Below are 16206 nucleotides of genomic sequence, written 5' to 3'. Positions count from 1 at the left end.
TATGGAAACTTTAATGACGATTACCGCAGGCGTACTATTCACCGTCGGCACTTATCTCATGCTAAGCAAGACGCTTCTGCGCATTATTCTCGGAATGTCGTTGTTTACGCACGGCGTCCATATTATGCTCATGGCCATCAACGGACTAAAGCGCGGGGCGGCTCCGCTGCTAGGAGAAGAAGCGGAGAGCTATACCGACCCCGTCCCGCAAGCGCTTATTCTGACATCCATCGTAATCAGCTTTTCGCTTACCGCATTTTCGCTTGTGCTCGCTTACCGAACTTATAAGGAGCATGGCACGGACGATGTGGAGCAGTTAAGGGGACAAGATAATGAATAATCTGGCCGTGTTTCCAATCGTCACGCCATTGCTGTTCGGCGTGCTGATGTTTTTCGTTCGTTACCGCATACGGCTGCAGATGGGTCTGGCTACCGTCGGGACGCTCGCAACGCTGGTCGTCTCTGCGTTGCTTGTGCGGACCGTATCCCGAGACGGCATTCTAGTGCTGCATGTGGGCGGCTGGGAAGCGCCCTACGGAATTCCGCTAGTCGTAGACATGCTGGCGGCTATCCTGATTACGATTACCTCTATCGTGACATTGGCCTGTCTGCTCTATGCCTATCATTCGCTTGACGACGGGCGCAAGCGTCATTACGCGTTCCCATTGATCATGATTTTGCTTTGCGGGGTTAACGGCTCTTTTTTGACAGGCGATATTTTTAATTTGTTCGTTTTCTTCGAGGTGATGCTGCTGTCCTCCTATGTGCTGCTCAGCTTGGGCGGAGGCAGAATTCAGCTGCGGGAGACGATCAAATATATCGTGATCAATATTGTCGCCTCCAGCCTGTTCGTCATCGCGATCGCTTATTTGTACTCGATTACGGGAACGCTCAATATGGCTCATATCGCGCAACGGGTCGCCGAGCTGGGGCAGGATGGACTGACGACGACGGTATCGCTGTTGTTTCTCACCGTATTCGGATTGAAGTCCGCGCTGTTTCTGTTTTTCTGGCTTCCGGGCTCCTACAGCGCGCCGCCGGCTCCGATCGCCGCTTTATTCGCCGCGCTGCTGACCAAAGTGGGCATTTATTGCATCATCCGTACGTTTACGCTGATTTTCCCCCACCAGCCTCAAATTACGCATGAAATTTTGATGTGGCTTGCAGCCTTAACGATGATTATGGGAGCTATGGGCGTAATCGCTTATTGGCGGATCAAGCAAATTCTCGCTTATAACGTGATCGTGTCAGTCGGCTTTATTTTGTTCGGAGTAGCTGTAGCTTCCGAGGCTGCGTTGAGCGGAGCCGTCTACTATTTGATTCACGATATGATCGCCAAAGCGTTGATCTTCATTCTAGGCGGAGCGATCATCAGCATCGCGGGCACGGATAAGCTGCGCGAAATCAGCGGACTGATCCACTTCCGTCCGGTTCTCGGCTGGTTGTTTTTCCTCTCCGCGCTGGCGCTCGCCGGAGTTCCGCCGCTCAGCGGCTTCGTAGGCAAAGTGATGATTCTTCAGGGCGGCGTTCAAGCGAAAGCGTTCGTGCTGGTCGGTCTTGGCTTGTTGTCGAGCCTGCTGGTGCTGTATTCGGTGATGAAGGTGTTTATCCATAGCTTCTGGGGAGAGACGCTTCTAAGCGAAGGAGAGGAGAAGTCGACAGGCAAGGGGGCGCTGCTCCCGAGCTTTCTTCTAGCCGCACTTGTCGTCGGCTTCGGGCTGGGCGCGGAGGAGATTATGTTCTACGTCCGCCAGGCCGTTGAACCGCTTGTCAATCCGGCCATCTACATCGAGGCGGTGCTATCATGACGATGCAAATTTTGCTCAATCTGCTGATCGCCGTAATATGGATGCTGCTCCACGATGTATGGAACACGCTAACGTTCACCATCGGTTTTATTCTCGGCTTCTTCATTATTTTTTGGTTCAGAAGATTTTTTCCGACCCCCTTCTACGGCAGGAAGCTGTGGGCGATTCTGAAGCTGATGTACTTGTTCGGGATCGATCTGATCCTCTCCAGCATTGTCGTGATTGGCCAGATCATTCGTCCCAGACTGAACATACAACCCGGTATTTTCAAGATGAAGACTAAGCTGAAAACGGATTGGGAGCTGGCCATGCTCGTCAACCTGTTGACGCTTACGCCGGGCTCGGTCGTGATGGAGATTGCCCCGGAGGAAGGCATATTGTACGTTCACGCTATGGATATGAAAATGAGCAACTCCGTTATTAAAACGAAAAATAAGCTGGAGGATGTTATTATCGAGGTGATGCGCTAATGTTCGATACGCTGCTCAAGTTGTCGATGCTTCTGCTTACAATATCTATCGTCATTGCCCTTTATCGCGTCATTAAGGGGCCTTCCTTATCCGACCGCATTCTGGCGCTCGATTCGATTGGCTATAACGTTATCGGGATCGTAGCCGTGTTATCGATTCTGCTCAATTCGCACGCCTATTTGGAGACGATTTTGTTGATCGGCATTTTGGCGTTTTTAAGTACTGTCGCGCTTTGCAAGTTTCTGGAAAGGGGAGTCGCCATTGAGCGCAGCAAAGGAAATCATTGAAACGATCGTGGTCGTCATGGTCATTATCGGAACGCTAATGAACACGCTCAGCTCGCTCGGCTTTATCCGGCTTCCCGACGTCTACAATCGCTCTCATGCCGCGACAAAAAGCATCACGCTGGGCATCCTGTTTATTTTGCTCGGGACGTTTATTCACTTTCTGTTCGTTGACGATTACTTCAGTGTACGGCTGCTGCTCGGCATCGTATTCGTTTTTCTGACGGCCCCCGTGACCGGGCATTTGATCGTCAGATCCGCCTACCGTTTCGGCGTTAAGCTGTCGGATTCCAGCATCAAGGACGAACTGGCCGAAGACTTGGAGCGGGCGAAGAAGAAGGAAGCTCGGACGGAAGGGACTTAGGCTGGACTGAATTGGGTTGGGAGATTAGAGTAAACGCTGAGGGAGGCCTTGGCGTTTTTTTATTGCATGCCTTTTCGCGTCGGCTCCACATCTACCAATCTTATCCATGGCCTGCCCTATTACTATTCGTTTTCTCAAATATGTTACAATACTCAATAAGTTGAAGGTTAATCGGTTAGAGGAAAACGGAGGGGAAACGTATGACGTTGCGGCTGATTACGGGTCGCTCCGGAAGCGGGAAGACAAGACTGTGCCTGGACGAAATCAGAACCAGGCTGCAGGAGGCTCCGCTCGGAGCGCCGTTGATTCTGCTTGTGCCCGAGCAGGCGACTTTCCAGGCGGAGTATGCGATGGCGACGACGCCGGGGTTAAGCGGGTTTATGAGGATGCAGGTGCTAAGCTTTCGCAGGCTGGCGTTTCGCGTGATGCAGGAGACGGGCGGCTCGGCGGTCGTGCCGATTCACGATAACGGCAAAGCGATGCTTTTACATAAGGTGATGGAGGCAAGAAGAGAAAGTTTAAGATTATTTCGCGGCGGCAAGGGAGAGTCCGGGCTGATCGCCGGTATTAACGAGCTGTTGACGGAGATGAAGCGTTACGGCGTCGACAGCGAGAAGCTGTCCGGATATGCAGAAACCGCGACGCGCGCAACGGGCGGGGCTAAGGAAGGCGCGATGCTTGCGGACAAGCTGCACGATCTGGCGCTGATCTACGGCGATATGGAGCGGGAGCTGTCCGGTCATTGGCTGGACGGAGAAGATATGCTAGGCTGGCTTGCCCGGGGAGCGCATAGCTCCAATTTGCTGTCCGGCGCCGAAATTTGGCTCGACGGCTTTAACGGCTTTACGCCCGGCGAATTCGCGGTAATCGAAGCGCTGCTGGCTAAAGCGGAGCGGGTGAGCGTGGCGCTATGCGTCGACCGTCCTTATGGCGCGGGGGAGAGACCGGATGAGCTGGATCTGTTTCATCTCACGGCGGAGACTTCCGCACAGCTGTGCGAGTTGTCCCAGGCGGCAGGCGTCGCGCTGGAGACTCCGGTGGTGCTGGAGCCTGAAGTCGCCCCCCGTTTCCGCGAAAATGAGATGCTGGCTTTCCTCGAACGGAACTGGGACAACCGGAAACGATGGAGCGGCGATTCGTACCTGTTGCGATCGGAGCATCCGCGCTGCGGCTTGTCTTTGCATGAAGCCGCCAATCGCCGAACGGAAGTCGAGGCGGTCGCGCGCGACATGCTGCGCAGAGTGAGAGAGGAAGGCGCTCGCTGGCGGGAGATGGCCGTTTTCGTGCGCAATCTGAACGATTACGCCGATCTGCTGGAGGCGGCGCTGGACGATTACGGCATACCGCACTTTCTGGACGGCAAAGCGGGCGTCTCGCATCATCCGTTCGTGGAATTTGTGCGCTCGGCGCTTGAATGCGTGACAGGCGGCTGGCGGGCGGAGGCGGTATTCCGCTGCGCGAAAACGGATTTATTGGACACGCCGGAACGCAGGGTGACGCGCGACGAGGTGGACCGGCTGGAAAATTACGCGCTGGCCGCGGGGATCGACGGCTGGCGCTGGCATGCGGAGAAATCGTGGTTTCCGTTGTACGGCGGAGATATCGAGAACGAGTCCGAGCCCGGTTCCGCAGTCGAGCGCGAGATGCAAACGCTGCTGGAAGTTCGCGACGCCTTGCTTAAGCCGCTGCTGGCGTTGGAAAAGCGGCTTAAAGCGGCCTGCTCGGTTCGCGAGCTGTGCGAAGCCGTGTATCTGTTTCTGGAAGAGACGGGGGCGGCGGATCGACTTGAAAGCTGGACGAAGGAGGACGAGCTCGCGGGAAGACCGGATCGGATGGCGGTTCATCGTCCGCTCTGGGACGGCGTCGTGTATTTGCTCGATCAACTGGTCGAGTTGATGGGGGAGCGGCCGCCGGAGCTTGAGCTGTTCGCGGGAATGGTCGATTCCGGGCTGGAGGAGCTGAAGCTGGGTGCTGTGCCGCCGTCCCTTGACGGCGTGCTGATCGGCAGTCCGGAGCGCACGAGATCGGATCGCGTCCGTATCGTTTATTTGCTCGGCGCCAGCGAAGGCGTTCTGCCGATGCGCATTCCCGAGAACGGCCTGATCGCGGAAGAGGAGCGGGACAGGCTGGCGTCGGCGGGACTCAAGCTTGCGCCGGGTGCGCGCCGCAGGCTGCTCGACGAGGAGTTTCTGGCGTATTTGACGCTGACTACGCCGTCTCATCATCTGTGGATCAGCTATCCGATCGCCAACGAGGAAGGCCAGACGCTGCTTCCGTCGCAATGGATCGGCAAGCTGCGCAAGCGGTTCCCCGGCATTCCGGTGCAAGCCGTCGCAGCCGAGCCGCAGTCGGAGCAGCCGGAGAAGGAACAGCTGGCTTATGCGGCTCACCCGGGAAAAGCGATGACGCACCTGCTGAACCGGCTGCGAGGCTGGCGGCAGGGAGAGGCGATGGCGCCGGGCTGGTGGGCGGTCTACGACTGGCTGCTCAGCCGCGACGAATGGCAACCGCGGCTGCGTTCGCTTATCGGCTCCTTGAGCTATACGAACGAAGAGAAGCCGCTTTCGCCGGAGACGAGTCGTCTGCTGTACGGGGACAGGCTGCTGGCCAGCGTATCGCGGATGGAGCGGTTTATCGCTTGCCCGTTCCAGCATTTTGCCGTGCATGGTCTGCGTCTGCAGGAAAGGCGTCTATACCGGGTCGAATCGCCCGACATCGGGCAGCTGTTCCATGCCGCGCTGCGGCAGACGACCGAGAAGCTGTTTGCCGAAGGGCCGGCTGGAATGGATGCGGCCAAGTGGCAGAGCGAGGCGGCCGTCTCGGTGGACAAGCTGCTGCCGCGCGTTCAGTCGCAAATCTTGCTGTCCTCTCACCGACACCAAGTCATGGCGCGCAAGCTGCGAGACATTGTGACGAAGGCGTCTGCAATGCTGGGAGAGCATGCGGCGTTATCTGCTTTTAAGCCGGTGGGGCTGGAGCTGAGCTTCGGACCGGACGGACTTTTGCCCGCGCTTTCGCTGCCGCTGGACGCAACGAGATGGATGGACATCGTCGGGAAGATCGACCGCGTGGATGCGGCCGAATCGTCCGCAGGTCTGCTGCTGCGCATCCTGGACTACAAGTCGAGCGAGACGAAGCTGAAGCTGGACGAGGTGGCGCACGGGCTGTCGCTGCAGATGCTGACGTACCTCGACGTCGTCGTGACGCATGCTCCGCACTGGCTCGGTCGTCCCGCGAAGCCGGCGGGCGTGCTTTATTTTCACGTGCAGAATCCGTTGCTTAATTCAGCGAACGGCCTGTCTCCCGAGGAGGCCAAAAACGCCTTGTTTAAGCAGTATCGGATGCAGGGCTTGCTGCTCGCCGACGGCGAGTCGGTCAAGCTGATGGACGAAACATTGAGCGATTCCAGCAAGTCGGCCGTTGTGCCCGTCGAATTCAAGAAGGACGGCACGTTCTCGGCGCGTTCCCAGGTCGCGAGCGAGAACGAATGGGATGTGCTGCGGAGCTCGGTTCGCTCGCAAATTCGCCGGATCGGCAAACGGATCGCGGACGGGGACGTGGCAATTGCTCCTTACCGGATGGACAAGCGCAGCCCCTGCGCCTTCTGCGACTTTCGCCCCGTATGCCACTTCGACAGCCAGGTCGAGGGCAACGGGTACCACACATTAAGCAAGGCGACCGACCGGGAGCAGCTATGGAGACGGTTGGAGCTTGAAGCAAGGAGGGACGATCCGCTGTGAAGCAATGGCAACGATGGCCGGCCAAGCCGGCGGAAAGTCGCTGGACGGACGAACAGTGGGCGGCGATTGCGGCAGAGGGCTCGCATCTGCTCGTAGCTGCGGCGGCCGGATCGGGCAAAACGGCGGTGCTCGTGGAGAGGATCATTTCGCGGATCGCCGACGAGAGCCGTCCGCTGGATGTGGACGCAATGCTCGTAGCGACATTCACGAAAGCGGCTGCGGCGGAGATGAAGGAGCGGATTCGACATGCGCTCGAGGACGCTCTCGAGAGCAGCCCGGACTCGAAGCATTTGCGCCGTCAGATCGCGCTGCTGCCCCGGGCCTCGGTGACGACGCTGCATTCGTTCTGCCTGGAGGTGGTGGAGCGTTACGCGCCGCTGATCGATCTTGATCCTGGCTTTCGCATGGCGAACGATACCGAGGCGGGACTGCTGCGAATGGATACGCTCGACGAACTGTTCGAGGAGCGTTATGCGGCCGAGGGGAGCGAAGGCGCGCTCGCTTCTCTCGCGGATCGGTTCGGAGGGGAACGCAACGACGAGCCGCTCCACCGGCTCGTACTTGAGCTGCACGAATTCGCGGGCAGCCATCCGTGGCCGGAGCATTGGCTGCGCGCGACGGCCGCGAGCTTCCGTGCAGCGGAGGCGGAGAAGCTGCTGGGCTCGCTCTGGGTCAAAAGCTTGCGCGACGACGCGATGCTGCTGCTCCACGGCACGCTGCAGCTGCTGAGGACCGCGCTGCGCGTCGCGCACGAGCCGGGCGGGCCGGAGCCTTACATTGAGACGCTGTTCGCCGATATCGACGGGCTGGAGCAAGCGGCTGCGGCGTTCGCGTCCGACTCGTGGGAGGCGTGGCAGGCGGCGGCGACCGGCATCCGGTTCGGACGGCTAAAGGCGTGCAAGGGCGACGATTACGATCCGTCGCTGATCGAGCGGGTAAAATCGCTGCGCGAATCGGCGAAGAAAGCGGTCGGCAAGCTGGCCGAGGAGTGGCTTGTCCGTTCGCTGGAGCAGTACGCCGAGGAGTTGCGCGGACTGGCGCCCGAGATGGAAAGCCTGGCCGAGCTGGCGATCCAGTTCGGCGATTGCTATGAGCAGGCGAAGCGGGCGAAGGGGCTGCTGGATTTCGGCGACCTGGAGCATTACGCGCTGCGCATTCTGCGCGACGCTGCCTCGACGCCCGAGCATAGTTCGCCCTCTCTCGCCGCGCTCGGCTTCCGCGACAGATTCGCGGAGATCTATCTTGACGAATACCAGGATACGAACGAGGTTCAAGAGGCGATCGTCTCCTTGATTGCCAGAAGCGATCCCGGCAACGTGTTCATGGTCGGCGACGTCAAGCAGAGCATCTACCGGTTTCGGCTGGCAGAGCCGGGCTTGTTTCTCGAGAAGTATAAAACATATGCGTCATACAGGCCGGAGATGACGGACGCCGGGTGCTTGGAGGGAGAGCCGGGGCTGCGCATCGATCTGGCGCGCAATTTCCGCAGCCGCAGGGAAATTCTAAACGCGGCCAACCATGTTTTTCGGCTCATTATGCAAGAGCCGGTCGGCGAGATGAATTATGACGAACAGGCCGAGCTGAAATATAGCGACGGCTACCCGGAAGCGGTGGAGGGAGAACGGAATCCGTATGCCGTCGAAATGATTTTGCTGGACAGAGCGGCTCCTTCCGCGGAGATAGTGGAGGAAGCGACGCAGCTCGCAGCCGAGGCGGGGGGCTCGCAGGAGGACGCGCAGAATGCGGACGAGAGCGGCTCCGAGGAGCCGGAAGATCTGGAAGCGGCGCAGCTTGAAGCCAGATGCATCGCGGACGAGATTCGCAAGCTGATGGGCACAGGCGGCGAAGAGGGGCAGCGCCCGCCGTTCGCCGTGTACGACGGCAAGGCGAAGCTGCATCGTCCGGTGCAGTATCGGGATATCGTCATTTTGCTGCGGGCTGTCTCCTCGTTGGCCCCAACGATTATCGAGGAGCTGAAGGCGGCGGGCATTCCGGCTTATGCAGACCTGGCGACCGGATATTTCGCGGCGACGGAGGTCGATACGGTGCTGTCGCTGCTTGCCGTTATCGACAATCCGCGTCAGGACATTCCGCTCGCGGGCGTGCTGCGTTCGCCGATCGGCGGCTTAGGGGCCGAAGATTTGGCCCGCATCCGCCTGGCTCGCAGGCGAAGCTCGTTCTGGGAGGCGGCGAACGAAGCGGCCCGGGACGGCGGGGGAGCTGCAGCCACGCTGGCTCCGGACGTTCGCAGCGCCTTGGCGGGTTTTCTGACCAAGCTGGGGGAGTGGCGCGATTTCGCCAGACGGGAGCCGCTGGGCGATCTGCTCTGGATGCTGTACAGGGAAACCGGCTACTACGATTTTGTCGGAGGATTGCCGGGCGGCGGCCAACGGCAGGCCAATCTGCGGGCGCTGGTCGATCGCGCGATCCAGTACGAGCGCTCCTCTCGGTTTCGCGGACTGTTCCGGTTCCTGCGGTTTTTGGGTCGGATGCGCGATACAGGCGCGGACCTGGGTGCGGCCCGGGCGCTCGGGGAGAGCGAGAACGTCGTTAGAATCGTCTCGATTCACCGAAGCAAAGGGCTTGAATTCCCCGTTGTGTTCGCAGCCGGGTTAGGCCGCAATTTCAATCGCAGAGACTTGAACGGAGCGTTCCTCAAGCATAAGAAGCTTGGCTTCGGCCCACGGGTGTTCGAGCGCGATAGCCGAATTACGTATCCGACGCTGCCGCAGCTCGCCATTCGCCGGAAGCTGGCGGCGGAGATGCTGGCGGAGGAAATGCGCGTGCTGTACGTGGCGCTCACCCGGCCGAAGGAGAAGCTGTTTCTGATCGGGACGAGCAAGGACGCGTCCAAGATGTGGGAGCAGTGGACGGAAACCGCCGCGATGGCCGAGGGCGGTCTGCCTCCGCATGCGGTTGCCGCAGCCGGCAAATATTTGGATTGGCTTGGGCCTGCGGCGGTGCTCGCCGCCGAGCGCGCCGATCCGGCGAGCCGCTGGGTATTCCGAGTCGAGCCGTCCGCCGCTTATACGCTGCGCACGTCCGAGGCGAAGGAAGAGGCGCAGGACGATGGGCGTCTATGGAATGCCGTGGCGAACGCGGACCCGGTCGGTGCAGGCGGCACGGAACTGGCCGAACGGGTCGAACGCGTCCTGAATTGGCGTTATTCGCACGAGACTGCGTCGCAAGTCGCGGCGAAGACGTCGATTACGGCGCTTAAGCTCCGCCGGGAAGGGACTGCTCCGCACTCTGTACCGATACGGGCGGCGGCCGAGGAGGAAGTCGTATCCGAGGCGTGGCGGGAACGACTGGCGGAAGAAGAGGCGCTGTCGGCGACCGCGGCCACTTTCCGACTTCGCCGACCGCGGTTTATGTCCGCCAAGCAGCTGACGCCTGCGGAGCGGGGAACGGCTTACCATCTCGTCATGCAGCATTTGCCGCTCGAAGCAGACGTCTCCGCGAAGCGGATCGAAGCGATGCTGGACAAGCTGACGGAGAGGCGGATTTTGTCGGCGGAGCAGAGAGCGGGCATCGAAGCGGCTGCCGTAGCGGCGTTCTGCGGCACGCCGCTGTACGAAAGGATGCGACGGTCCGATCGCGTATGGCGCGAGGTTCCGTTCACTTGCGGACTTGACGCCGCTGCGGTCTATCCGGAAACGCTGGCTCCGGAAGCGGGAGAAACCGTCATTATTCAGGGGGTTGTCGACTGCCTGTTCGAAGAAGAAGAGGGGCTCGTGCTTGTGGATTACAAGACGGATGCATTAAAGGGACTTGACGCCGCGGCTGCCGCGGAGAAGCACCGATTCCAGGTCGAACGCTACGCCGAAGCGGTGAGCGCAATCGCCGGCAGGCCGGTCAAGGAAACTTACGTGTACTTTTTCGATGGAGGGCATGTCGTGCGAGTCAGTTAACGTCGCTGTCAAGCAAGCGGATGTGTCGCCAGCGACGAACGAAGATCAAACAAGCTGCAGGAGGATTGCGTTATGCCGGCCGAAGCCGAAAACAAAATAAAGAGCCGCAGATCGCTCGTTATCGGAGCGATGCTGATTGCGATTGTCGTCTTAATGACATTGGTTATTCTAGGTTACTCGAAATATATGCTGGAAGAGCAGTCGCTCAAAACCGACCGAGGGCAGCGTCTAGCCGAGCGGTACGTCTACGCGCAGCTGTTCGCGGATCGCCTTCGCGACGGCTCTGAAGGGTTTCTCGTAGCGAAGACGGAGGCGGAGAAGGTTCGCGCCGCCAAGGAAATCGCCGAGGCAAGACTGGCGGGGGCGGAGGCGCTGGGCCTGTTTATAGAGGCCGAAAGCTCGGCGTCGGGTCAATCCCGCACTGAAGTATCCGAGGCGATTATGCTTGCGGCCAACGCGGTGATCGGAGGGGAAAGTCCTCTGGCGGCAATCGGCGAGAGCGGCGCCCCGCTGACGGACGCGGAAATTTCCTTTTTGACGAACGTTCGAGACGGAGCGGCAGTTATCGCGGATGCGTTGAACAAATTCCGCTCGCCTTCAGGCGAGGTGGGCTTCCGACAGATGGTGTCGATGGGAGAGTGGAAGCCGCACGCTCTTGAAGCGTCCGTCAAACTGCGCGAGCTTGCATCCGCTTTGAACGGCCAAAACTGACGTCCAAGCCCATTTTGCTTATATTTATGAGCCATTCGCCTATGCGTGCATATGATGTTGGGGAAATAGGCGCCCAAGGAGAGAATGCTCATGGAAAAAACGAAACCGACGCCCCAGCCGACCCCGCAGCCTGCGCCGAAGCCGACGCAGGAGCATGCGGCGAAAGGACAGTACGCGGTCCATATGATGCCTCAGCCGACGGCTAAAAAAGTAACGAAACAGATGTGCCACTCCCACATGCATCGTTACGTCGAGGTGCAGGCCGTTGACGGCTGCTGCTACGACGGCATCGTGGAGCATGTCGACGACGAGTGGCTGTGCCTGGCCGTCCCGGGCTCCGTGGAGCCCATGCGCGGATTTTTCCCCTTCTATCCGCCATTCGGGGGAGGCTTTTATCCGTATCGTCCGCGCAGGTTTAATCGGCTGATTTTGCCGCTAGCGGGCTTGGCGGCGATCTCCCTGCTGCCGTACTATTGGTAAAGGGCAAGTCCGAGCGGCAAGGGGCCTGCGGCGATCGCCGCAGGCCCCTGCCTATTGGACGGCGAGGGGGCGTATGCGGTATGATGGGAGGCATATGCCAACTCGTTAAAGGGGTGCGTCCATTTGTCAGATTGCTTGTTTTGCAAAATCGTCGAAGGAACGATTCCTTCGCGCAAAGTGTACGAAGACGATCTTGTCTGCGCTTTTCACGATATTCAGCCGCAGGCGCCGGTCCATCTGCTTGTCATCCCCAAGAAGCACATCGCCACAATGAATGATTGCGAGCCTGAGGATCAGGCGCTGCTCGGCCATCTGCTATTATCCGCCAAGAAGATCGCCCAAGAGGCGGGACTCGAGGAGTCCGGCTACCGTCTGGTGAACAATTGCGGCCGCGATTCCGGGCAACTGGTATTCCATATTCATTGGCATATTCTCGGCGGCGAGACGCTCGGACCGTTGAACGTGCAGCAATAGCGCCACGCTTATTAGGTTCGTTTTGAGCAAAGGAGAAACTTAACGTCGATCGATTCATATTTATTGCTCGGCTCAAGTTGACACTCCCTTTCCTCATCACATATAATATAGTTTGATAACCGTGTTGGGTCTGTTGCGGAGGGAGGGAAAACAGGTGGCCGAAACAAAAGTACGTAAAAATGAAACAATCGACGCTGCACTCCGCCGCTTCAAGCGTTCCATTGCCAAAGATGGCGTTCTCGCGGAAGTGAAGAAACGTAAGCACTACGAAAAGCCAAGCGTGAAGCGGAAGCTGAAATCCGAAGCTGCGCGCAAACGGAAGTACTAGGAGGAATCCGCACTCATGAATCTTGCGGAACGTTTGAACGATGACATGAAGCAGGCGATGAAGAGCGGGGACAAGTTTCGTCTCCAGACGATTCGCATGATTCGCGCATCGATCAAAAATCAAGAAATCGAGCTGCGCCGGCCGCTTGACGATAACGAGACGCTTAATATATTGAGCCGTGAACTCAAGCAACGACGCGATTCCCAGCTGGACTTTGAAAAAGGCGGCAGGGAAGATCTCGTAAGCAATGTCAGGGCAGAAATTGAGATCATCTCCGAATATCTACCGCGACAGCTTACAGAAGAAGAAATCAAAGCAATCGTTGTACAGACCATGCAAGAAACCGGTGCTTCTTCTAAAGCCGACCTCGGGAAATTGATGGGCGCGCTTATGCCCAAGGTGAAAGGCGTTGCGGACGGCAAAGTCGTTAACGCAATCGTCCAGCAATCTCTGCAATAATCCAGACATGACAGACAGGCACTCCCGCTATGGGGGTGCTTTTTGCGTTACTCTCGGTTAAGCTAAATGTATAAGTCCTTTTCGAAAAGGCACATGCGTAAACGATTTGATTTGGGCAGGAATGAAACGTAACGGATGTCGAATCGTAATAAAGAGCATGTCGGAGTTGTTGCACAGAGGAGGAGGATGGTGAGATGGGCATGACGACATTACGGGATGCTTACAAGCGTTGGACGGCGCGAATCGGACGGTCTGCGCTGGCGCTGCTTGCCCTTATTCCGCTGCTGGGAGTCGCAACCGGCTTGGCCGGCGCTACAAGCGCGGAGCAATCGCCGTCGGCGGGCGCCGTATATGTGATTCCAGTCCAGCAGACCGTACAGAGCGGCTTGGCCGCATTTCTGGATCGAGCGCTTAACGAAGCGGAGGAAGCGAAAGCGTCGCTTGTCGTGCTCGACGTCGATACGCCCGGCGGCCGTCTGGATACGGCCGAGGAGATCGGCAAGCGCATTCGCGAAGCGTCCGTTCCGACGGTCGCGTTCGTTACGGGCAAGGCGGCTTCCGCCGGCGCTTACCTGAGCTTGAACGCCGGAGACATTGCGATGGCTCCGGGCTCGATGATCGGCGCCGCTATGATAGTGGATGGGGCCGGCAATGCGGTAGAAAATCCGAAATATATCTCGGCGTGGAGCGAGGAGATGCGTGCGGCGGCCGAAATCAACGGACGTAATCCGGACATCGCCATCGGGATGGTCGATCCGAATCGGGTCGTCGAAATGAAGGAAATCGGGGAGACGAGCAGGCAAGGACAAATTATTTCGCTGAGTGCGGAAAACGCGCTTAAGGTCGGTTACGCCGACAAGCTGGCAAACACGGTCGAGGAAGTGATCGCATGGAAAGGGCTGTCCGATCGCGCCGTCGTCGAGATTAAGCCTTCGCTTGCGGAGAAGGTGTCGGAGTTTCTGACCTCGCCTGGCATCAGTTTGCTGCTGCTTATTATCGGGCTTGCGGGCATCGTTATCGAACTGCTCGTGCCGGGATTCGGGGCACCCGGCATTACCGGCTTGGTCGCATTCGGGCTATATTTCTTCGGACAATCGATTGCAGGCTTCGCCGGAATGGAATCGCTGGTCGTGTTTCTGCTGGGTATCGGGCTGCTCGTGCTTGAGGTATTCGTCCCGAGCTTCGGAATTTTGGGCATACTCGGTATTATATCGGTCATTGCCGGCATTACGATGGGCGCTTACGATACCCGCAACGCGCTGCGAAGCCTCGGAATCGCGGCTCTAGTGGCGGTGTTCGTCGTCGGTGTTGTCGTGTACATTTTCCGCAAGCGCGGCGTTTGGAACCGATTCATTCTGAAGGAGGAATTGACGTCCGATAGAGGCTTCGTATCCCAGCAACCGCGCGAACACTGGATCGGACAGACCGGAACGACCGTCTCACTGCTGCGGCCGTCGGGAATTGCGGAAATCGGCGGCCAGAGGGTGGATGTCATTACTTCCGGCGAATTTGTCGATCAGGGCAAGGCCGTTCAAGTGACATCGGTGGACGGGACTCGGATCGTCGTAAAGGAAATTCCGGGAAATGCGGCGAATTTAAATAAGGACGTCTGACGGAAGTCTCTTTGCCGAGTTCAATATGCCCGGTTTTCAGCTGTATGCTTTACAAATAAAAAGTCGGAGGTATGTTATGAGCGGCACGGATATTCAGCTTTTTGTCATTATTGCTCTTGTTGTGATCGGGGTATCGGTCTTTATGAGCTTTTTCCCGTTTATGCTGTGGATTTCGGCGCTTGCCGCCGGAGTTCGCATCAGCATCATTACGCTCGTGGCCATGCGGCTGCGGCGCGTCGTACCGAGCCGGATCGTCAATCCGCTGATCAAAGCATCGAAGGCCGGACTCGGTCTGCATATCAATCAATTGGAAAGTCACTACCTGGCGGGGGGCAACGTTGACCGCGTCGTCAACGCGCTGATTGCGGCTCAACGCGCCAATATTCCGCTTGTGTTCGAACGGGCCGCGGCGATCGACCTGGCCGGACGGGACGTGCTGCAAGCGGTGCAGATGAGCGTTAACCCGAAAGTTATTGAAACTCCTGTCGTATCCGCCGTAGCCAAAAACGGGATCGAAGTCAAAGTCCGCGCCAGAGTTACGGTGAGGGCGAATATTGATCGTCTCGTCGGCGGCGCCGGGGAAGAGACTGTGCTTGCTCGTGTTGCGGAGGGGATCGTCAGTACGAACGGCGCGTCGGAATCCCATAAAGACGTGCTTGAACACCCCGACCTGATCTCGAAGACGGTTCTGAGCAAAGGCTTGGATGCGGGAACGGCATTCGAAATTTTGTCCATCGACATCTCCGACGTGGACGTCGGCAAAAATATCGGCGCTCACCTGCAGACCGAGCAGGCCGAAGCCGATAAGCGCATCGCTCAGGCGAAGGCCGAGGAACGCCGCGCAATGGCCGTCGCGCATGAGCAGGAGATGAAGGCTCGCGTCGTCGAGATGCAGGCGAAGGTCGTCGAGGCGGAATCCGAGGTCCCGCTGGCGATGGCGGCTGCGCTGAAGTCCGGTAATCTCGGCGTCATGGATTACATGAACCTGAAAAACATCGAAGCGGATACGCAGATGAGAGGCTCTATCGGCGGTCAGAGCGATTTGCTTGGCGGAGACGGACCGAAGAAGTCGTAATAAGTCCGCGCCAAGCGGGAAGGAGGGAGCGCCTTGGAGCAGCTCGTAACGTTCCTGACCTCTAATATTCAGTTTGTGATCGTCATCGTCGGGATCCTTTACTTTTTGTTTTTCCGCAAGTCATCGCTTGAGAAGCGCGCGCCTAACCGGATGCCGGAATTCAGGGGAGAGGTCCACGGGCAGCCTGAGCGGCCGTCTCGTCCTCGTCCGCTGCCGGCGGAGGTTAGGCCGGATTTGGCTGCCGAACGGCCTCACAACGTCTCCTACGCGCCTCAGGAGTCCTATTCGGAGCCTGCCGGCGACGAACCGCAGGAATTCGTGAGCCCGCCCCTTCGTACAGCTGTGTCGAGGCGAGCGGAAGTCCAAGGAGCAGGCAAGGAAGGCGACTTGAGCAACCGGGATTTGGCCCGTGCGGTGCTCTGGTCGGAAATATTGGGCCGCCCGCGGGCCCGCAAGCCTTATCGGCGTTAACGGCGAAGTCGGCCAAAG

Annotated in this window: 15 protein-coding genes; all 15 read left to right on the top strand. The window is 58.5% G+C overall.

What is annotated here, in order from left to right; translation table 11 throughout:
* Window position 1: 1 nt before the first annotated feature.
* Window positions 2-340, top strand: a complete 339-nt coding sequence (locus J4772_RS18050; protein ID WP_116063505.1) for a Na(+)/H(+) antiporter subunit C — start codon at window positions 2-4, stop codon at window positions 338-340.
* On the top strand, window positions 333-1808 hold the full coding sequence (locus J4772_RS18045; protein WP_209076499.1) for a Na+/H+ antiporter subunit D: 1476 nt from the start codon (window positions 333-335) through the stop codon (window positions 1806-1808). The genes J4772_RS18050 and J4772_RS18045 overlap by 8 nt, the downstream gene beginning before the upstream one ends.
* Window positions 1805-2278, top strand: a complete 474-nt coding sequence (locus J4772_RS18040; RefSeq protein WP_209076497.1) for a Na+/H+ antiporter subunit E — start codon at window positions 1805-1807, stop codon at window positions 2276-2278. The genes J4772_RS18045 and J4772_RS18040 overlap by 4 nt, the downstream gene beginning before the upstream one ends.
* A complete protein-coding gene (locus J4772_RS18035) occupies window positions 2278-2565 on the top strand; it encodes a Na(+)/H(+) antiporter subunit F1 (protein WP_116063502.1) in 288 nt (95 codons plus the stop codon). Before J4772_RS18040 ends, J4772_RS18035 begins: the two co-directional genes overlap by 1 nt.
* Window positions 2540-2926 (top strand): monovalent cation/H(+) antiporter subunit G, encoded by a 387-nt coding sequence (gene mnhG, locus J4772_RS18030; protein ID WP_246016712.1) that lies wholly within the window; start codon window positions 2540-2542, stop codon window positions 2924-2926. Before J4772_RS18035 ends, mnhG begins: the two co-directional genes overlap by 26 nt.
* Window positions 2927-3126: 200 nt before the next feature.
* Window positions 3127-6666, top strand: a complete 3540-nt coding sequence (gene addB, locus J4772_RS18025) for a helicase-exonuclease AddAB subunit AddB (RefSeq protein WP_209076496.1) — start codon at window positions 3127-3129, stop codon at window positions 6664-6666.
* Window positions 6663-10577, top strand: a complete 3915-nt coding sequence (locus J4772_RS18020; protein WP_209076494.1) for a UvrD-helicase domain-containing protein — start codon at window positions 6663-6665, stop codon at window positions 10575-10577. The genes addB and J4772_RS18020 overlap by 4 nt, the downstream gene beginning before the upstream one ends.
* Before the next feature lie 72 nt (window positions 10578-10649).
* A complete protein-coding gene (locus J4772_RS18015) occupies window positions 10650-11288 on the top strand; it encodes a hypothetical protein (RefSeq protein WP_209076492.1) in 639 nt (212 codons plus the stop codon).
* Window positions 11289-11378: 90 nt separating this feature from the next.
* A complete protein-coding gene (locus J4772_RS18010; protein ID WP_342772509.1) occupies window positions 11379-11768 on the top strand; it encodes a hypothetical protein in 390 nt (129 codons plus the stop codon).
* 123 nt (window positions 11769-11891) lie between these two features.
* Window positions 11892-12242: a histidine triad nucleotide-binding protein gene (locus J4772_RS18005; protein ID WP_116063498.1), complete on the top strand. Its 351-nt coding sequence runs from the start codon at window positions 11892-11894 to the stop codon at window positions 12240-12242.
* A gap of 154 nt (window positions 12243-12396) precedes the next feature.
* The gene (gene rpsU / locus J4772_RS18000; protein WP_094041673.1) at window positions 12397-12570 is read left to right on the top strand and encodes a 30S ribosomal protein S21; all 174 of its coding nucleotides are present in this window, start codon (window positions 12397-12399) and stop codon (window positions 12568-12570) included.
* A 15-nt stretch (window positions 12571-12585) separates the two neighbouring features.
* Window positions 12586-13029 carry a GatB/YqeY domain-containing protein gene (locus J4772_RS17995; protein ID WP_116063497.1) on the top strand — a complete coding sequence of 148 codons (444 nt, stop codon included), beginning with the start codon at window positions 12586-12588 and terminating at the stop codon, window positions 13027-13029.
* Between the two features lie 194 nt (window positions 13030-13223).
* The gene (locus J4772_RS17990; RefSeq protein ID WP_247741134.1) at window positions 13224-14642 is read left to right on the top strand and encodes an NfeD family protein; all 1419 of its coding nucleotides are present in this window, start codon (window positions 13224-13226) and stop codon (window positions 14640-14642) included.
* A 76-nt stretch (window positions 14643-14718) separates the two neighbouring features.
* Window positions 14719-15717 carry a flotillin-like protein FloA gene (gene floA, locus J4772_RS17985; RefSeq protein ID WP_116063496.1) on the top strand — a complete coding sequence of 333 codons (999 nt, stop codon included), beginning with the start codon at window positions 14719-14721 and terminating at the stop codon, window positions 15715-15717.
* 33 nt (window positions 15718-15750) lie between these two features.
* Entirely contained in the window at window positions 15751-16188 is a 438-nt protein-coding gene (locus J4772_RS17980; protein WP_116063495.1) for a hypothetical protein, read from the top strand.
* The last annotated feature ends 18 nt before the right edge of the window (window positions 16189-16206 follow it).

It is taken from the genome of Cohnella sp. LGH (assembly GCF_017671885.1).
Taxonomy (GTDB): Bacteria; Bacillota; Bacilli; order Paenibacillales; family Paenibacillaceae; genus Cohnella; species Cohnella phaseoli.
The sequence above is the reverse complement of the archived record's forward strand: the minus strand, read 5'-3'. Positions and strand labels throughout refer to the sequence as shown.